At 35.5% G+C, this 19,280-nt stretch carries 18 protein-coding genes and 2 pseudogenes; 7 read left to right on the top strand and 13 right to left on the bottom strand.

The genetic code is table 11. The annotated features are described in order from the left end of the window. Nucleotide 1: 1 nt before the first annotated feature. The 6 genes and pseudogenes from traM to AACZ88_RS21275 form a co-directional block, all read right to left on the bottom strand. Complete coding sequence (gene traM / locus AACZ88_RS21300; RefSeq protein ID WP_225604065.1) at nt 2-979, bottom strand: conjugative transposon protein TraM; 978 nt, start codon at nt 977-979, stop codon at nt 2-4. A 12-nt stretch (nt 980-991) separates the two neighbouring features. Further along, nucleotides 992-1,606 (bottom strand): conjugal transfer protein TraK, encoded by a 615-nt coding sequence (locus tag AACZ88_RS21295; RefSeq protein ID WP_225604066.1) that lies wholly within the window; start codon nt 1,604-1,606, stop codon nt 992-994. Between the two features lie 45 nt (nt 1,607-1,651). Further along, a pseudogene (locus AACZ88_RS21290) lies at nt 1,652-2,349 on the bottom strand (hypothetical protein); the annotation flags it as partial. Next, nucleotides 2,338-2,895 (bottom strand): annotated as a pseudogene (locus AACZ88_RS21285) (DUF3875 domain-containing protein); the annotation flags it as partial. The pseudogenes AACZ88_RS21285 and AACZ88_RS21290, both read right to left, overlap by 12 nt. Continuing rightward, on the bottom strand, nt 2,882-3,166 hold the full coding sequence (locus AACZ88_RS21280) for a hypothetical protein (RefSeq protein WP_225604067.1): 285 nt from the start codon (nt 3,164-3,166) through the stop codon (nt 2,882-2,884). The pseudogene AACZ88_RS21285 and the gene AACZ88_RS21280, both read right to left, overlap by 14 nt. Continuing rightward, nucleotides 3,166-3,453 (bottom strand): hypothetical protein, encoded by a 288-nt coding sequence (locus tag AACZ88_RS21275; protein ID WP_225604068.1) that lies wholly within the window; start codon nt 3,451-3,453, stop codon nt 3,166-3,168. Before AACZ88_RS21275 ends, AACZ88_RS21280 begins: the two co-directional genes overlap by 1 nt. A gap of 165 nt (nt 3,454-3,618) precedes the next feature. On the opposite strand from AACZ88_RS21275, the gene AACZ88_RS21270 reads away from it, so the two are divergent. Then, nucleotides 3,619-4,266, top strand: a complete 648-nt coding sequence (locus AACZ88_RS21270) for an N-acetylmuramoyl-L-alanine amidase (protein WP_339714979.1) — start codon at nt 3,619-3,621, stop codon at nt 4,264-4,266. A gap of 16 nt (nt 4,267-4,282) precedes the next feature. On the opposite strand, the gene AACZ88_RS21265 is transcribed toward AACZ88_RS21270, so the two are convergent. The 6 genes from AACZ88_RS21265 to AACZ88_RS21240 all read right to left on the bottom strand — a co-directional run bounded on the left by AACZ88_RS21265 (nt 4,283) and on the right by AACZ88_RS21240 (nt 14,258). Further along, nucleotides 4,283-4,963, bottom strand: coding sequence for a hypothetical protein (locus AACZ88_RS21265; protein ID WP_339714976.1), 681 nt, complete (start codon nt 4,961-4,963; stop codon nt 4,283-4,285). Further along, the gene (locus AACZ88_RS21260) at nt 4,917-11,369 is read right to left on the bottom strand and encodes an ATP-binding protein (protein ID WP_339714973.1); all 6,453 of its coding nucleotides are present in this window, start codon (nt 11,367-11,369) and stop codon (nt 4,917-4,919) included. Before AACZ88_RS21260 ends, AACZ88_RS21265 begins: the two co-directional genes overlap by 47 nt. Nucleotides 11,370-11,525: 156 nt before the next feature. Beyond that, a complete protein-coding gene (locus AACZ88_RS21255) occupies nt 11,526-12,188 on the bottom strand; it encodes an ATPase (protein ID WP_339714971.1) in 663 nt (220 codons plus the stop codon). Continuing rightward, on the bottom strand, nt 12,185-12,871 hold the full coding sequence (locus tag AACZ88_RS21250) for a hypothetical protein (RefSeq protein WP_188669483.1): 687 nt from the start codon (nt 12,869-12,871) through the stop codon (nt 12,185-12,187). Before AACZ88_RS21250 ends, AACZ88_RS21255 begins: the two co-directional genes overlap by 4 nt. A 7-nt stretch (nt 12,872-12,878) precedes the next feature. After that, nucleotides 12,879-13,157 carry a helix-turn-helix domain-containing protein gene (locus AACZ88_RS21245; protein ID WP_094998125.1) on the bottom strand — a complete coding sequence of 93 codons (279 nt, stop codon included), beginning with the start codon at nt 13,155-13,157 and terminating at the stop codon, nt 12,879-12,881. A gap of 276 nt (nt 13,158-13,433) precedes the next feature. Next, the gene (locus tag AACZ88_RS21240) at nt 13,434-14,258 is read right to left on the bottom strand and encodes an RteC domain-containing protein (RefSeq protein WP_158657179.1); all 825 of its coding nucleotides are present in this window, start codon (nt 14,256-14,258) and stop codon (nt 13,434-13,436) included. Nucleotides 14,259-14,376: 118 nt separating this feature from the next. Here AACZ88_RS21240 and AACZ88_RS21235 point away from each other — a divergent pair, with 118 nt between their 5' ends. Further along, nucleotides 14,377-15,132 (top strand): ThiF family adenylyltransferase, encoded by a 756-nt coding sequence (locus tag AACZ88_RS21235; RefSeq protein ID WP_094998127.1) that lies wholly within the window; start codon nt 14,377-14,379, stop codon nt 15,130-15,132. A 45-nt stretch (nt 15,133-15,177) separates the two neighbouring features. Here the strand turns inward: AACZ88_RS21235 and AACZ88_RS21230 are convergent, their stop codons facing one another. Then, nucleotides 15,178-15,936 carry a LuxR C-terminal-related transcriptional regulator gene (locus AACZ88_RS21230; protein ID WP_094998128.1) on the bottom strand — a complete coding sequence of 253 codons (759 nt, stop codon included), beginning with the start codon at nt 15,934-15,936 and terminating at the stop codon, nt 15,178-15,180. A 161-nt stretch (nt 15,937-16,097) separates the two neighbouring features. Here AACZ88_RS21230 and AACZ88_RS21225 point away from each other — a divergent pair, with 161 nt between their 5' ends. The 5 genes from AACZ88_RS21225 (at nt 16,098) to AACZ88_RS21205 (ending at nt 19,276) form a co-directional block, all read left to right on the top strand. Next, nucleotides 16,098-16,781, top strand: coding sequence for a hypothetical protein (locus tag AACZ88_RS21225; protein ID WP_094998129.1), 684 nt, complete (start codon nt 16,098-16,100; stop codon nt 16,779-16,781). A gap of 148 nt (nt 16,782-16,929) precedes the next feature. Beyond that, nucleotides 16,930-17,061, top strand: coding sequence for a hypothetical protein (locus tag AACZ88_RS21220; RefSeq protein WP_262494254.1), 132 nt, complete (start codon nt 16,930-16,932; stop codon nt 17,059-17,061). Between the two features lie 24 nt (nt 17,062-17,085). Next, the gene (locus tag AACZ88_RS21215; protein WP_188669484.1) at nt 17,086-17,226 is read left to right on the top strand and encodes a hypothetical protein; all 141 of its coding nucleotides are present in this window, start codon (nt 17,086-17,088) and stop codon (nt 17,224-17,226) included. Between the two features lie 248 nt (nt 17,227-17,474). Further along, nucleotides 17,475-18,773: a hypothetical protein gene (locus AACZ88_RS21210; protein ID WP_094998130.1), complete on the top strand. Its 1,299-nt coding sequence runs from the start codon at nt 17,475-17,477 to the stop codon at nt 18,771-18,773. Continuing rightward, on the top strand, nt 18,773-19,276 hold the full coding sequence (locus AACZ88_RS21205; protein WP_094998131.1) for a hypothetical protein: 504 nt from the start codon (nt 18,773-18,775) through the stop codon (nt 19,274-19,276). The genes AACZ88_RS21210 and AACZ88_RS21205 overlap by 1 nt, the downstream gene beginning before the upstream one ends. The last annotated feature ends 4 nt before the right edge of the window (nt 19,277-19,280 follow it).

Raw genomic sequence — 19,280 nt, 5'->3', positions numbered from 1 at the left:
TTTAATAATTGCCCATCATGGGCTTTCCTTGAAATTTGGTCTTGGATATTTTTAAAATGAGTTTGTAGTTATCAGTTATTGTAACCTTGACATTGCGATGGTTACGCTGGAAAATTTTTTTGAAACCACTGACCTGAGGCACTCCGGTAATGTTAATGTCGTCCACCATATCCCCAACGATTTCATTGGTAACTTCTGCCCTAAAACTGTTTTCCACATAAATTCCCTCGCTACCGTCCTGATAGTCATGTGCCCTTAATCTTACGGGTTGATGGTTGATGTTTTCAATATCGATGATGGCCCTATTGGGCTTAAAACTGATAAATCCATAAATGGGCGTATTCCTGGAATAACGTTGCCCATAAATCATGGCATCCTTTAGGAGCCGCATCTGTAAGCGATAATTGTTTTTGACGGTCTGCGTACCATCTACACGGACGTAGATAAAACCGTCCGTATTTTTTGCATTCAAATCGTCATTCTCGATGGGGTGGGAAGCAAAAAAGAGTTGGTGCTCCAAAGCACGTTCCTTGACCTCGACTTCGGTTTCCTGCTCATCCTTGACGTCGATGGTGTCCTTTTCCTTCTTAATGGTCGGTTTTGATGGCCTGTACCTCGGATTGATATGTTCATAGGATTGTTCTGAATATTTTATCTGCCCTTGTTTGTAGATACTGTCCACCAATCGCATCTTTTCCTTGTCCAACAAATCCGGGTCATAAACGCCCGTAGAATCCAGTAGCCGTTCATCGTAGATGCTTGGGGCATTGGTTTGCCTAACCTCCTTCAAATCGTTCAGGGCATCCAATTTTGAATCGTACTGTTTTTGATCGTCCTCCAATTCTGGCACGGGAACCTGGTTGTTCTCTAGGGTCGGTTCTTCATCCTCTCCCAATACCAGCATGGCATAGCTTCCTATAAAAAGTAGGATACATACCAATACAATGGAAAAGATGATTTTGTTTTTTTCTACTTTCATTTTATACGGGTTTTATCGTTCACCATTGATTTTTCGTAATGTTTTTTCAAAAAAGTCGGTAATCAGCAATCCGTGGGTATTGTTCGGAAAGTTCCTATCCACCTTGATAAGGTTGCCCGTTGTGATAAGCTCGTAGGTATCGGTTATGGAACCCCGGTTGATTTCAAAAACGGTCCTGGTCTCAAACCTGTAAGGCTCGTTTTGGATATCCACTTTGGATTCGATGCTCAACACTTTTTGCACCAATGAATACTGTAACAAACGGTTATAGACCCCATCGGCCTTTTTCTGTCGATAGAGGGCATCCACTGAGCTGTTGCCCAGCCATAATGCCTTTTCCAGATTCCTTTCATAATTGCTCGCATCGATGTTGTAGAAGTAGGTATGGAACAGCTCCAGGTGCGCCAATGCCTCCACGTTCAGGTTTTCTTGTTGGGAAACGAGCTTCAAGGGAATTACACTACCGTTTGAGTTGACCACAAAGGCACTGCCCACGGTCTCCTTGTGCAGTTTGATGACCATCAGCATGGAAACAATACAGGTGAGCACAGCCCCTACAACGGCCGTCAATACAATAAAGCGGTTCAGCTTAAGGATGTTGTATATGTTTTTATAAGGTGTTTTCATTTTAAGTATGGATGATTAATTGTCTAATGTGCCTTTTAATGTGGATTATCCACCAGTGAAAAGTTTAAGGGTGAACGAGATGGCCCTACGGTACAGTTTGAACTTCAGGAATACGATAAACCCGATGGAGCCCAGTTGCAGCAACGGGGCAAAAAAGCTACTTCCCCAATCCGTTCCGAATAGGTTGCTCCAAAAATTGGTGTTGATTTCGGTATAGAGGTTGTTCAGGAATACATTGACCAAAAAGAAGGCGGCACCAGCATATACACCCCAGCATAGAGCTTAAAGAAATTGTAGGCCAAGGACCGGAACTTTTCAAATACGGCCAGACTGATGACCAATGGAAAAAACGCCTGCATGATGCCCAAAAGGAAAAACCGCTCCGCCAAGAACAAGGGATAGATGAACAAATCCAACAACCACAGAAAAACCCCGATGATAAAGGCTAGCATCTTCAACCCGTACAAAGGGGTGACCAGAGCCTCGTAGAGTATGGCCATTGCTTTTTTGGCGGCTTCCAAGGCACCCACATCCTGTTCGATGTCAATATCCTGCATCTGCAACGGGAGGAGTGCCGGAGCCGTGTCCCGGTATTGGGTCTCGATGGCCACCAAAATGGCATCGAAAACGCCCAATACCTGTGTAGAAAAAATGACCAAAATGACCACAGCTAAGTTTTTGGCCAGTTCCGCAGGGGTCAACCCCCAGGTATAGCCCTCGTTGTTCGCTACGCCCTCGTTGAACCCGTTAAAGTAAGTGTTGGTAAGCTCTAATATTTCGCTCTCTTTTAATTGGGTAAGGGACACCTTTCGGCTATTGTTGACAAAGGAAACGGCATCGTTTACCGAAGCGATGAACTCCTGTACAGTATGGTCCATCTGTTTATGGATGCCCTTTTCGACCTTACGGAACGGGTAGGTAAACTTGGTGGCGTTCAATGCCTTGTTGTATGGGAGAACAAAGAACAGATATGAACTATGTTTTAAATAACCACGCCCTTTAAAATAATCGTGGGTCGCTTTTTGGAGAAAGGTATCGTTGGGCAATTCGTTCGCCGTATAAAGGCTTTTTCTTTAAATGTCCTGTTTGTGAATAACCGTGGCCACGGGCAGTGATTTGGACGCCTGGAACCATGAACCGTGTATGTCCTCAAAATCCTTCTCAGATAAGGAGTATATTTCAGGGGTATCCACTTGGTAACCCAAAACCAAATTGCCATTGTTAGCAAAGATGATATGCCCCTGGATGTCCAAAATGGGATGGTATGCCGATAGGTTAATCCTTCTCATAGTATAAGTGGCTGCTTCTTTTGTTACTAATGGTCTGTGGGAACACCCTGTTGATGTGCATCAAAGCAGGGTTTTTGGTAAGGTGGGTCAGCACTGTATATAATGCTCCGTTCCATAGAAATATGGAAACGATGACCACAAAACTGAACGAAAAGATGATAAACAATAAAGAGCCGATAACGGATGTCATCATCAAGGCGAACAGGGATATGGGCAACCCCATAATCACCGCCCGCTTACGTATGTTTTTATAGACCTCGAACCGTTTCATTACACTACTATGCCTATTAAATAGGTGAAGATGCCCACTACAGCTCCGGCTATGAGGACAAAGACCAGTACTCGTGTAATCCCTTTTTTCAAATCGGCATTTTCACCGAAGAAATGTCCCGCATTGAAGAGGAAGCCGATAAGGAAGATGACCCCAAGGATAATCGGGAAAATGGCACGGATGGTATCGGAAACATCGTTGACGGAATCTTCGATGCCCCCTATTTGGGCAAAGGTTGTACTTGAAATGAGCAAGAGTAGGGTGGTTACATACAATGATTTTTTCATAATGAAATCGATTTAAAATTTGCCTGATTTTGATATTTGAAAAATACTGTATATTGTAATTCAAATAATTGATAATCAGTTGTTTGTGAATAAAATAAATTTTAAATCCGATTGTTTTTGTTTGATGCCAATTGGCATTAAATCATATGGAAATCTGAAAAGACTATGTTGATAACTCTAAAATTTTGGAAGTGCCTGGGCCTCAAAAACGTCAGTTTTTGGATTTCGCTCCTGCAATTCTGCTTTGTTTTTGGTCAGCAAAAAGTGATTATCATCGACCCCGGACATGGTGGAACCGATTCCGGTGCCATAGGTAGAAATGATATATTGGAAAAAGATGTGGTTTTGAATGTAGCCAAAGAAATTACCATACTTAACAAAACCCTTTTTGATGATAGGTTTGCTATCTATTTGACCCGATATGCCGATACCCTGGTTTCCCTAAAAGATAGGGGCCGATTGGCCGGGTCACTTAAAGCAGATGTGTTTGTGTCGTTGCACTGCAATGCATCTTCCAGAACCTCACAAGGAATAGAGGTGTATGTCCATACTTCCAGAAAAAAAGTAAAACATATCAAGGTATCCATTGCCATAGGACTCTCCATTTTAAAAGAAAGTACAGGAAAGCTCGGTTTTAAGGAACGAGGCGTGAAATTTGCCAATTTTCAGATACTTCGGGAGACTGTTGTGTATTGCCCAACGGTACTTGTTGAAATGGGATTTATTACCAATGCCGATGAAGCAGATTATTATTTGAATCCAAAAAACATCAGGGCTATGGCGTTGGCTATTTTGATGGGAATAAAATCATAGTCTATTCCGGATCTTTCTACAAAGATTTGGAAATTGATTTCTTTAAATTTATCAACTCATTCTTTTGTTCATTAATTAGACTTTCAAGTTCATTAAAAATATAATCAAATTTTTCCTTTTTAGAAGTCTTTTCAATGGCATTGGTATCTATAGAACTGGTATTCTTCAGTTGTATCATCATATCCAAATGACTAATAATTTCCTTTTCTTCTTTGGAAAGAAACTCACCATGTTCATTGTACCATTCTTTCTCTTTAAAGATGATTTCTTCATTAAAATTTACATCCATGCATTGATTGAAAATTTTTTCAGAATTATTTTTGACCAGATCTACAAAACTCGCCCATTTATTATCACGTGGAAGTGCCCTGTATTCAAGCCAACGAGGGGATATTAAAAAATCACGTTCCTTAAATACTTCTAAAATTTCTAGTATTGGAGCTACATTTTGTAGAGGCTTCTTCATAGGAAGAAATTCTCTATTTCTCCATAACTCTAATATTGCTTGGCAACATTCTTTTCTCAATTGTTCTTTTTTCTTTCCTGATGGGGCTTTATCAGCATTTTCCATTAACTCGGATATATAGTGAATCATCCATCTTACTAATGTGTTTCCGGTATGTTCTAGCTGTAGTTCTTTAATTATTTTTTTACCCAATTTTAAAATTGCGTCCTCTGAGTGTTTTAACTTTTCCATCTGGTCGTATAAGATAAATTTTTGTGTTGTTCGCTAATCCTAGATCTCGTTTTTCTAAACCATAGACTTTTTCATTTAGTTGTCTTTCAATCTCACATTTAAGAATCAAACACATATTCATCTCCTTTAAAAAATTTAAAATAAAATGAATATTCACTTTGAAAATTACACCGCTGCTTTCAACTTTATCGTGATATTTATATTCCGTAGTTTCGTTCCATTGCCTATATTCTGAAACCACCTTATTTTCAAAGAATGCTTCTTTATGGTATTCACTGTATGAAATATCAAATATGCTTTCAATTTGTTTTCCAAAACAGATATAGTCTCTTCCAATATCCTTCTTAAAGGGATCTTGAACGTCCAATCCTTCATAATCTGAGGATGGATTTCTTAACCATCCTATATATTGAAAACCATTTACGTCAATTTCAAAATCATATTCATCTTTTTCAAAAGGTATTGCGTAGTCATAGGAATCTTCAGCTGACTGAAACGCTCTTAACAAGGCTTCTGAACCCTTATTAGAAACCAAAGCGGACCGAATAGAAATGGATTCATAATTCTCCCCAAAATTCCGACGTACGGATGAAAATGCCATTATCTGATTATTATCAAAAAAATGATCGAACCCCACTTCAGTGTCATATTTTTCATCGTCTATTATGCTTCTCCAATTTTCGTCAAATTTTTCAAACTCATTGTTCCAGTATTTATCTTCTAAGGGAACAGTATCCGCAATATCGGATAACCAATAATTTCCCCAAGTGTTTCCCTTGGATTTTATCCAATAATCCCATGTACCCCATTGGTCTTTATATTCAGGTTCCACGGTTGGCTGAAATTCCAATAACTGATTTACCGCACAAAACATAGCATGATATTCAAAATAGGTTTCCAAATCCTCAACAACGGGGTCGCTTCCGTGTCTTTTACTCATCAAATGGTAATCCCTATCACTCATTTGATTTCTAATATAATCGTCTTCATTAGGGTTACCTGTATAGCCCCATTTGTTGGTTATGAAATAATCTGCAATATTGGCGACATCATTCTCTAAAAGGTTAAAAGGTCGAGCGGCTCCACTATACCAATAAGGTAGAGTATCCATAGGATCGAAATGAAAATTCCTTTCTCTAGAAAATGAAATTTTTGAATTCAATTCGGCTTTACCACCATAGTCATTTTTAATCATATCTAACCCGCTTATCAAAGAGTTATCAATGTTTATTTTTTCTTCCGGGCTAAATATTGAAGTATCATGTTTATATAGGTTAATACAGACTTTCTTAATAAAGAATTTTATTAGAGCATGTGGTAAGTCTTGGTTTAAAAGCTCTTGATATATTTCGTTTTTTAATGAAACCAATTTTATAGGAGATTCTTGGCTGGCTCTCTCAATAGCAATCCACAGGTAAAGTTTAGCTGACATCCAATAAAACATATATTCTTTATCCTGAAAAGGGAAACACTCCTTATGGTTTTGGAATTCAAAGAGCTTTTTTATTATACCTATTTCTCCAAAATTTATAAGTCTTCGGATACAGTGTACCGCCCTCCATCTTAATCTTTTGTCGGGATGACCAAGTATGAATCTTAAGACATCACAAACAATTTGTTCAGGATTGGAAGGTGGAATGAGTTTATCATACCATGAACCATCGCCCGCTTCTTTCTCTATTTTTGAGGTCCATCGTTCTAAGGCCCAGAAAATTAGATTTTCATTTTCTTCAATAGTTAAGTGATTATTTATCGTCAAGCTCAATCCATAAAGTGACTCGTCAGTAAGTTGCTCTATCTTATCCGGAATAACATGAATAATAGCATCAAACAAAACATCATCAGAAACTGAGAATATCTTTGAAAAGCTTCTGACATGAGCTAAAAAGAGGTAGTCATCTTCATTTAATTTATTAAACCATTTGTTTAGAACATATTTGAACTTTTCTTGACTCCATTTTCTCACTCCAGGATGAATTCTCCATTCCTTTAACCTTTCATCAAGTGCTTTTTCTAAGGAATAATAGTTCAACACCTCATTTGAAACATCTACCAAGGCATTTAAATGTCCAACGTATTCCTGTGGGACACAATTCGCTTTTATATCTGAAAGAAAGTTTTCTATTTTCCATCTCTGTTGATAGTCATTATCACGACTAACAATATTCCTTATAGCAATTTCAAGGTCCTTTGAGGAACTTAAATCAATGTTGTCTAAGTTGATCTCATGGGCGTAATCCTCTTTAGAAGAATTGTTACTATATTTGGACTCCTTCTTCCTCTTACTATATGTTCTAAACTCAATAAATTCCTTTAATTGGTTAAGATACTCTTTAGCAATAATTTTACAATTACTTAATTCAGAATACAATGCTTTTATGTGTTCTAAATTTTGCTCCAATAATAAATCTCTTGAGACTATTTTGACAAAATATTTTAGGTTTTCAGAATCTCCATCTGAATTGAACCTAGAAATTGTAGTCCTATACAATCCCATTATATCCTCATGGTAGTAATTACTGTTCAAAGGAAGGAGTGAACTGGCGACTTTATGATTTATAATATTGTTTTCTAATGTTGCTTTTAATAAAATAGGGATATACTTATTTAAACTAATGACATCTCGGTGGTGCCAACGGCAAACTGTCGAAAACACGGATGCAGGATCTAGATTGAAAATACCTTTTATTCCTTCTCCGTATGGAAAATGTTTTTTATCATAATAGCTGAGTTTTTCATCCGCATATTCCAAAAATTGTGCTAATCTATAGGACATTTGAGGATTACTTTGAGTAATTCCCATTTCACTTAATTCTGAAACACATCTAATCTGATAAAATGCTTCATAGTCTACATCTGAGACTGCTTCAATTGCCTTATCAAAATAATATTTTCCAGTTTCCCTATCAATTTTAGAGCCTTTTATTGAGCACTTAATATATAGTTCAGTTGTTTCGGAAGCAGATATCTTGCTCTCGCTAATAAAACTATCTATTTCATTGAGCAGCTTAAGACATAGAGTATGTTTATCCCTTCGATTGATTAATTTCTCCAAAGCTATCAATCTAATCGAGATGCGATTCGAAGTTTTGTTTGAGAATGAATCCAGTATCAAATCAACTTGATCATCGGAAAACTTATTTAACATTAAAACCTCAATAGCTATGGAAGCCAAAAAGTTAAGTTGATCATTTGCCCAATGGGAATAATATCTTAAATCCCAATCGTCTTTAATGTTTTTACAAACAAGCTCAAATTTGGGTGTAAAATCTTTTTCATTTAACCTTGAAGTCAATCTATCAGCCCTTAATTTATAAATAGGCACAGCATGTTTAAAGAATCTTTTAAATTCCCTTTTCTCGTCAGCAAGACTCCTCCTCTTCTTTGGATCTTTCAATTTTTCAGCTTCTATATATTTCTTAGGATAAATATCCTCTACAGTCATTTCTCTACTATTGATTGACTGTATTAACGTTTCTGCCTTAAGACTCAAATGCATTTCCAGTTCTGAGGACTTATCAAAATTGTTGCTGGAAAAATGCGGCACCCTAGTTGGTAAACTATATACTATTTTACTAAGGACCGCAAGGATTTCCTTTTTTGAGAAAAGATTTTGAAAAACCAATACTTCAATGAAATCAATAATAAGAAGGTAAAATGAGTTGTTATACTTCTCTTTACCAGAAATGACTTTGGATAAGTATTCTATAATTTGTTTGAAATTAAAACTATCCGTATTAAAATTGGCCTTGAACAATTTATTAATCAAAAAAACCTGTACTAATATGGGGAGTTTCAAATCTGTTAACCAACCTTTTACCTGATTGCTTGACGAGCGAAGCAAAACATTATCTACAAAGTAATTTCCAGCGGTATAGCGTACACTTTTTGGTTTCCAACGAGAAATGGACAGATAAGACTTATATGGTCCTAGTAATCTTAGTATTGCTTCTGTTTCAAATGCAATATCCAAACTGCTAATAGGATATCTATCCAAGTTTTCATCATTCCTGATTTTATGCCTCCAATCCAACCAATCATTGGCTGTTTTTAGATGTTTTTTAGCTATTTCTATTGTTGATTTCTCCCTTGAATATATTCCTGATAATTTGAGATGGAAAGAACCGCCCCATGTCTTTCTATCTGATACGGCATTAAGCTTAGTTAATGATGCTTCATCTCCAAATTGTATGACCAAATCCGGGTTCTCAATTAATAAATCGCTTAATGCCTTGTCCGTTTTGGATTGTTCAGCTGCAATAAACAATAATTTAAAAAATGTTAGATTATCTGTTTCCCGGTGCGTCATCTTCATAGCCAATTTAGCACGCTCAACATATACTTCTTTATTTCTTATTGGATCTAATGGATATTTCCTTAGTTTTTCATTTAATACAATATCTTTTAGTTCATTTCCAAGACCTGCCTCAAATAATAAATTCCCAAGATTAATGGAAGCATAATCTTCTTTAACAGCCCTCAAAAGAAAGAGATTAGCAATCTTTGTTATTTGCTGGTCATTGGCCTGGTATTTCTTTCTAATGTGATTTTCAAAATCTTCATCTCTGAAACTCAGGTTTCCATTTGACAAAATCAATCCATGCCATATATCAGAGGCAAGATCTATTATTAGATCTTTATCCGTTTCTAGAAGCTCTGCCAAATACAGCACTGGTACTGGACGGGGCAATGTTATTAAATTTATAAATAGATGATCTACCAATACCCAACCATTATTGCCAATTTTGTTTACTGCCTCCAAAATCCTTTCATCAATTAAATCCTCAACAGTTTTTCCATTTGGACGTAGATAATTGATGACTTCTTGAACCCCCTCTTTTTTTAACCCAATTGAATAAGATTGGACTCTTGGAATACCTTGGGTAAGGTCGTGAAAGTGACGAGCCTCATCGTCAGAACTCTTAGGAAAAAAGTGCTTTAAGTGTTGTTCGCTTTCTATCTCCGTAAAGGGTTTCAATAAAATATCCAAGTAATTCTTAGGCAATAGCAGTGATTCTTTTCTATAGGTTCTGGTTGTTACAACTAATTTGAATTCAGGAGGAAATGGCTCTTCCAATAAATCATGTATAAAGGAAGTTTCGTTTCTTTTATTTGCGGCAGTTATACTATTGTCAGCTGCATCAATGATGATTACTAAATATGCATTCTCATTTCTTTTTTTTAGAATTTCTATCGCATCTAAAACCCTTCTCTTAAATTCTTTAATGTAAACATCCTCTGAATCCTCTTTAAAGACTAAAAAGTTTACACCTACTCGTTTTGCAATTTCATTGGATAATTGAACCAAAGCATTCTTATGTAAATGTCTTCTGTCTGTGGGATCCAAATACGACCCATTTCCATAACAATCAAAAGCGATACATTCACAGAAATCAGGTATGGAATTTCTAATTTGCATTGATATTGTTGATTTTCCAATACCTGCAGGACCATGAACACATATGGGGTTACCTGTATTTTTTTCTATCTCTTGAAGTATCGTCTCTAATTGCTCCCTTGGGACACTTTTTGGTAACTTTTCAAAGTTCTGGGGCACAGGGAATAAATTCTCAAGGCTTCCATTATTAAATCCCAGAGTAGCAATGACATCGGTAAGTGTTATTCTAATGTTAGTTTTAGATTCGGGCATCATTTTATCTAAAATTAGCCTTGTTAAACCATTAAATTGGTTTCTGGATACAACACTGGTATTACTAATAGCCTGAATTAACTCTTTCCTTAAATTATCCCTTGAGTTTGAACCGCAGTCTTCAAAATCCAGAAGTCTTATAAAATCTGAAAATTCTGTAACCTTTAAACCAGAAGCATCCATAAGTTTCTGAAAAGCCTCTATATATTTCCTATTTCCTTTTAATAATTGATTAAAACTTACTTTCTTTCCAATGAGCTGTAATTCTTTTTGTATTTCTTGAATAGCACTTAATTGGACAGGATTGAAATTTCGATTACTAACTAATTTTATCTTAATCTTTTTTTGAACCAAGTCTCTTCCATAATTTTGACGAAATGCTTTGTAGATATTAGCTAACCTATGGATTATGGATCCTTGCGATGATTTAGCTTTTTTCCCTTTATAAAGACTATAAAAAGTAAGATTCTTATTGGCATTTCGAGTACTATATTTTAATTGAGATATAATTACTCGGTTAGCTTTCTCGAAATTATCAGAAGAATAATATTCGATTAAATCTATTCCTAATAGTTTCCCCCCACTTGGATCAATTCTATGAGAAAGTGGAGCCTCAATTCCTTCAATAAGAACCGCTTTCAAACCATGTTTGTCAAAATTCAAAAGATCTAAAGACTTTTGAATTGCCCATAATATATGGTAATCATCTCCAGCATTGGATAGATCAGCATCCGGTATAGAGGTATTGTTAATCATCTGTTTTGATGTACTAAGACTTTAATAAACAAAAAAAGCCAATGAATACTCATTAGCTCTCCTATATATTGTTCTATGTGTAATCGCTCATAAATATATTAATTTTTTAACATATTTTCTTGCGGATTCCTACATTTAATTATCTCTTTTATAAGACTATACTCTCTTATCGTTACTCCCTCTGTCAAAAGCCACCAAATTGAACAACTGCCGCATCCGTGAACGAACCCGATTCCCGTAGCGTTCCTCCAACTCCTGGGCATTAAGGTTGGTGGTGGCGTGGGTCTGGATATGATGGTTCAAGAACAGCTCGTAACGGGACAACAATATTTCGCCAAGTACGTTGCAGTCTTTCCCGAAATGCCGTCCGGTAGGTTCTACACCCAAGTCGTCAAAGCAGTAGAATTTTTTATCACTATAATCCTCAATGATTTTATAGCCGATGTTGTTAAAGGCAAAGGCAATATTCCGGGTGGGAATAACCTCATAAAGTTTACGGTGTGGTACAATATGGCGTAGGAGTTTCATCAGGTTGGTTTTGCCACAACCCACAGGACCGGAAAGCAAAATGCCCTTATGGATGTCGATACCGAGTTTTTTACAATTTGCTTCGTCCTTGATGTAATAATTGCACAGCTTGAAAAGTATGTTTCGGTCTTCCTCATAGATCCTGAATTTTTTGCCAAAGAGCAATTTCCCTTTGGCATTGAGATAAACGAGCATTTTATCAAAATCGTAAATGATTTCATTGTTCCTAAATGTTCCTAAGGTATATTGAACACTGCCCTCGATGATGATATGTGGTTTATGGGAACTCATAGGGGATCACTATAATTTTTATTGGAACTTGTCTTTAGGTTGTCCGTATTTTGGCTAACTGCAACCACTGTCTTAACTGTTTTGAGCTCGTCGGCTTTTAGCATCCAGTTGCGGGCGGTAGCCTGCCAATCGATAATCTTTGTTTTACCGCCTACTTTCCAGCCGATGCCTTGGTAATGGTTGTAAAATTTTTTGGCCTCCAGTTCCGGCCAATTTTCTTCTTGAAAAAAAACGATGACCTCATTTTCATTTTTGGGCCGGTCAAGTTTATTCCCGTTTGTATTGTTTATTACTGTTTGTATATGTTTGTTTATAGGTACCACCGCTTGTCCATTGCTTGTCCCGATATTGGTATGGCTTGGGTACAGAACTTGTCCATCACTTGTCCCAAAATTGAACATCTTGATTTTGCTGCCGTGGAATGGATTGTGGGAAGGTTCGTATAGCAGGTATTTCCAATGGTGCAGTTCTTTGATACAACGGTGGTAGGTGGTCTTTGAACCGATTTTTGAAAACTGAATCACTTCTTCCCGGTTGATATGGAAATTAACGGGGAAGTGGTAATTGTTCCACAACTGGAACAAGGTCACGTACAGACTGATGTGCGTGGGATTCAAACGGCCGTCTTTCGAGAATTGCAGGAACACGGCATTCAGGTGCTTGATGTAATTTATCTGCTCCAAAGAAATATCAGAATTTGTTATGGATTTTGTTCTTTTCCATCACGTTCATAATTTCCTCATAATCGTAATAGAGTACACCACCCACTTTGGTATAGGGTAATGTGCCATTGATTCTTAGGTTCTGTAAGGTGCCGGAAGAGATTCCCAAAAGCTTTTTTACCTCTGGGGATTTTAGCCATTTTTTAGAAACGTGTCCTGATTGGTTTTGTAAAAGTTGTTTGATGTCATCGAGCAATTCTGTTTTGAATTCCCGAAGATCTTCGGTGGTAATGATGGTTGCTGCCATAATAAAACGATTTAAATAAAAGAGACCATCGCATTACTGTCACCTAATTTGATGGCCTCTTTGCTGATTTGACTTTCGTTTTACAAAATTGATGGGCTTTGGTGAGTTTTATTCACAAGACAGGACATCTTGGGTATTATTTTTTGTTGATTTTAAATGACTTATATTGTATTCGTTTGGGTGTTTGCAAGTTTTGATAGTTAGCTAAAAGGTATCAAAGAAAATGAGCGTTGTCCCTTAAAACGGAAACACCCAAGTTATCGAACTTTGGTGTTTTTATTCATCGATTTCATCCATGCGTTTTTCGAGATTTTCCTTTAGTGCATCAAGGAATTTGGTCCTTCCTTTTTTTCGCATTCGTATTTCCAAAAAAGCTCTGTAATAATCACCAAGATCGACTTTGAAAATACGTTCAGCGGCGTATGCAATATCTTTGATATCCGCCCTTCCTTTGTTTACACAATTGGTACTGTACAAAGCATAAATAAGTTCTATCAAATCTATTTTATTGTTGGTCCACATCATTCGAGACTCTCGAAGGGACCCATTATTTTCTAATCTATCTATCTCTCTTTTTATATATATAATGAGCAAGTCGTAAGCCATAATCTGGGCTACCATGCTATCATGGCTTGTTGAAAATTGTTCGTCTGTTAAAAAGTGGAAAGTTCCAGGGAAGAGCTTAATTGTTGCGTTACCTCTCAAAAAGTAATACTCATCGAAAATAGATGATTCCCTTCGATAATAAGTATAGAAATCCAGATTGTCATTCAGATACGTTTGCAGTTTATTTATCTGGGAATTAAAATATTTGATTTGTGATTTCGTACTTCCTCTTGGTCTTTTGTTTTCAATATCAAATAGTTTAAGATGGTAAATGAGTTTACTGTAGAGCTTGGGCTTGATTATTTTAAAAAAGTAAATCTCACTTTCCTTATTGTCAAACCCTTGAGAAAGCACGATTTTCCGAGCCTTTTTAAGACTTTCCTTAGCCTTCTCAATAATTTTTTCAGCTTTGAATATTATTGAGGTACTATTGTCAAACTCCAAGAATTCAATATGCCTTTCAAGGTCGCTTAATATGTTTGCGTACTTTTTCAATGAGAATGTTATGGATTCTGTTAAAATTATTAAAAATGAGCCCGATTGAAACTACACTTATGGGTAGGATTCAATTCAACTATTAACCCTAATTTTGATATCAAAACAATAAACAGGAATGCAAGAACGATACCTGCGAAATAGAATATACATTAGTGATGAAGAGCAAAAAATCATTAAGGATTGTCCCATAATATTGGGGGGTAGCGGAATAGGAAGTGTAATTGCCGAGTGTGCCCTACGTTTGGGGTTTGAGAATATCACTATTATAGATGGCGACAAGGTAGAGCTATCCAATTTGAACCGACAGAATTATACTGAAGAGGATATCGCCTCCGAGAAAGTAGAGTCCATAAATGCTAGATTGAAGGCTATCAATAAAGAAGCTAATATTGAGGTTTATAACAGTTTTATAACTGAAACCAATGTTGAAAAGTTTATAAAAGGCCATGCAATTGCTATTAATGCCTTGGATTTTACAACAGATATCCCATTACAGTTTGACAAAGTTTGTCAAGAAAATAATATTCCTGTAATTCACCCGTATAATTTAGGTTGGGGAGGACTTGTTACGGTAATTGCTCCAGATGGTATGTCATTATCTGCTATTGCAAAACCAAATGAGAAATTTAATGAGGTCAATATGGTTGAATACATGTCAACGTATATGAGATTTTGGGGAAATCCTCAAGATTGGATCGATGAAATCATCGAGAAATACAAAAGCGAAAAGGAAAATTTGCCACCTCCACAACTTTCAATTGCCTCTTGGAAAGTTGCCGCCATGTGTACCCATATCCTCTTTGATATCGCTACAGGAAGAGCAGTAAAAAAATTTCCTGAATTTTATTTATCGACGATATTGAATTCTTGAATAATGGACTAACATAATTATGTTTGTTTGCCAGAGCCTTACAATCTAAATGAGTTTATTATTGGTGGCATACATAATAGCTTCGGATATATTGGTCACTTCCAGTTTGTCGAATAACTTTCTTCTATGGAATTTTACTGTATCCGGAGACACATAAATTGATTCGGATATTTCATTTATGGTAAAACCTCTGGTCGATAGCTGTAATATTTCTTTTTCCCTCGATGAAAGTTTTATTTTTTCATCGGCTTTCCAAAAGTCACCATCAAGATCATACTTGAAAATTTTATTGTCCCCCTTTTTGTAAATTTTTATGTTTCCTGCTTGTCGTTCTGCAGATAAGGAAACAATACATATGGCTTTCCATATTTTGCCATTATTGGTCAAGAACATGGGGGTCAATTTTTGATTTATCAAAATGGTTTTTCCTTCTTGGTTTTTTATATGAAAATCATATGAGATAGTATGATTCTTTCTTTCCTCCATTGGGATTTTATCATAAAATTCGAACCCTGCCGTGTTGATTTTAATCAGCAGATCCAAATCGGACTTTATTACATATTTAAAGTAAAATGCGTACCCCATCTCCTTAATTTCTTCGGCAGTATGGCCACAAAGAAACAATGGGTTGTCCGATACATACTCAAAGCCCCTTTTCTGATAATCAATCACATAGATGCTTTTGTATGTAGTCCTTGAGAAAGCTTTTATAGCTTCTAAATAATCTAATGTTTGTCCTTGACTTCCCTCTGGAATTTCATTAACCGAATTCTTAAAGGAAAAGAAGTCTTTCATGTCTGCCATATAGTGTAGGTATAAGTGTTTACTGTTACAAATGTAACTTTTTTCTTAACATTTTAAAAACTACACTTTAGTATAGTTTTTATGTAACTAACTAACAACTACCATTTTGTGTAAAAATAAAGCTATGTAGTCCCAATAGATTTGGAAGTAAAACCAGAATTATGATACTTCCAAAAAATTATTTAAAAAGATTAGAGTTAGAACAACTATTTGACCTGGCCAAGTTTGTAGTCAATGAAAACTTCAAGCATCACACAAGTAGTATTTACCCTGAAAATTATGAAAATGACATAAGTTCAATTTTCCAGGAAGAGATGCTTTATTTTAAAAATGCTGGAATTTTTGTTTCCAAAGACGAGGATAATTCCATAATAGGATCGATTAGGGTACTACGGTGGAATTACAAGGACATATTGCCTATCCAGAAAATATTCGGTATTAATCCATTACTGTTAAATGGTTATGACATTAATAAATCCATTTGGCATATTGGCAGATTCGCCATAAAAAAAGGAGTTAAGGATATCAATTTATTTAAGAGGCTTATGGTTTGTGCCATAGCTCCTATATGTCAAGATAAAAACGCTGTAGCTTATGCAGAGTGCGACAGTAAACTTTTAAGGGTCATGCTAGCGTTGGGAATTAAGGCCACTCCTGTAGATAAACCTATCAATTATTTAGGTTCCGAAACCATTCCCGTGAGTATGCGGTATAAAGACTTAATTGGCTTCTATAATAAAAACAAGTCTTTGGTTCCTGTAGATTTTTTGACTTCAACCATGAATTCAGAACTACCCAAAAGGGTAGTTTCTCCTGTTCATCAATACAACTACTCTTTAGTGTAGCATTAAGTAAAGTACTAAAATATAGTTTTATACACGAAGAGTTGATTGTAAAAACAAACAATATACTCTTGGCCGAGAGATAGACCGAAGAGCAATTAATGTCTTGAAACTAAAATTGAATCTTATATAATTATAAATTTTTTTAAAAATGAAAAATTCGAATCCAGAAAAATTCTTGGACACTCAGGAGCTATCAGCTTTGGAAAACGAAACCTTAAAGGGTGGAAATGCCGAAACTGATGTTAAGGTAGAAAAGAAAAAGGAGAAAAAACAAGAGTAATAACCAATCTTAAATTTTTTAAAAATGAAAAATTCGAATCCAGAAAAATTCTTGGACACTCAAGAACTATCAGCTTTGGAAAACGAAACCTTAAAAGGTGGAAATACCGCTGTTGATGATGTTGAAGTAAAAAAGGAAAAGAAGAAGGAGAAAGCTTCCGAGTAGGGAGTCTTTGATTATTAAGGAGGTGTTTATAAATATACGCCTCCTTATTACCAATAACCAAAAAATCACTTAAAAATAGAAAATAAGATAAAGGCACCAGATAACTTTTTAGAAACTGAAAAACTATCAGCACTTGAGAAGTTGACTATAAGAGATGGTATTGATGAACAGGATGATAAGAGGGTTGGAAAGAGAGTAGCCATAGTTAAATAATAATGACAGAAGAAATGATCAATTAAAAATATATTATGAAGACAAAAAATTTTACAAAGGATTGGTGGTTCTCATTTATCGAGAAAAATCTCTCTTTCTCAGAAACACAAGTTTATAAAAAGGCAATCTCTGAAGATACTTTAGATGCATTAAACAATGGAGCTAGAGAAATGTTAAGATCAAGGATAAATAGACTTGATATTACGAATGGGTTCAGACTTTATATAGATGATAAGGAGTTGAGTGACTCAGAAATAAGAAGGCTGATTAAAGATAATAAACTTAACGATTCGGAAAGTATCGAATCATACTGCACCCGTGTGTTTGGCAAAAAATTTGGAATAATCACCAATTATGGAGAAAAGCATTCAGAAATTCTTGCAAGTACTATTTTAAAAACGATTCGTCCTCTATTCGATATTGTTGGAATTCCACCGTGGGGTTTAGAGTTAACAACTTTTATAGGAAACTATGGGTGGACACCACTGGGAATACATACTGATAATAGAGGGGAAAATGTATTACACTATCATTTGGGTCCTGGTAATAAGAGTATGTATGTGTGGGATGAAGATTTGTATGAAAAGGTAGGAAAGGGAATTTCTAATAATAAAAATGTTGACCCACTCCTAAAATATGCAAAAAAATATGAGTTTGGCTCTGGGGATTTATATTATATGCCTTGGAACAAACATCATATTGGGTATTCCGGGGATTTCTCAATTGGAGTAACATTATGGTTTAATAATCCTACCAGGTATGATTTTTCCAAATTAATGATTGAGACCATTAAAAATTTATTTCTCAAAAATGATCAAAGTATTATAGAAAGTCAGTTAGATTATTTAAGTAACGAAAATACGTTTACTGATTTTGTTAATACCCTAAATATTGATAAAGACATTTTAGAAAAGCCTTTATTGGATTTTTTAAAGCTAACTTATAATGAGTACAAAAAATGCTTAATCAGTAATGGAGGGTGGCAAAATATACCTCTTAGTTACCATAAAAAAATAGATAGTCAAAAAGAGTATTTCCCGAATCTTGAAACCAAATTCATAATTCCAAACGATTTATTTGAAATTAATTCGGAAAAAATAGAAGATAGATTATATGTCTATGTCAGAGGTTCAAGATTATCATTCAAGTATTTTCCAGAACTCGTATCCATACTAGATACTATCAACACATGCAAAGTTGGCGTTGAAGTTAAATCAATTATTGATGAACATAAGAGTTTACCAAAAGAAGTAACACTGTATTTCTTAAAAGTCTTGATCAATAATAAAGGGGTTAGGGTGAAAGAACTGGAATTAATAGAACCATTACCATAATGAATAGTTATAACATTAATAAGGAAGGAAGGAACAAATACGTCTTTGTGACTGATGATAATGTTGAATATCAGTTAGTGATAAAGCCTTCTGGAATTATATACAAAGACTCAAAGGGAGCTAATAAAAATGTTATTGAACTGGCTCTTAATTGTGATATCAATACAGCGAGTAAAGATTACAAAACCGTGAAAACTCTAGCAAAATTCTATGCCGAAGTTTCTAGTATGTATGATGCTATTTATATGCAAATACACAATCAACCAGAAAGTATTAATAATGGCAAAATTGAAAGAAGGGGATTGTCAAGAGTTAAACTTTGGAATCGTTCAATATCAAGATATTATGGTAATTATATACTGCTAACAAATTTAATTCTTAGTCCTAACAAGAATAGTGATATTTTAAGTATCCTGATAAAAAAGGACTCCCTTTACTTTAAGCAATTCGTAACGAACTTTTATAGATTCTGTTACTCTAAGATGTACAAAACGGCTTCTTGATTAA

Source organism: uncultured Kriegella sp. (assembly GCF_963975415.1).
Taxonomy (GTDB): domain Bacteria; phylum Bacteroidota; class Bacteroidia; order Flavobacteriales; family Flavobacteriaceae; genus Kriegella.
The sequence above is the reverse complement of the archived record's forward strand: the minus strand, read 5'-3'. Positions and strand labels throughout refer to the sequence as shown.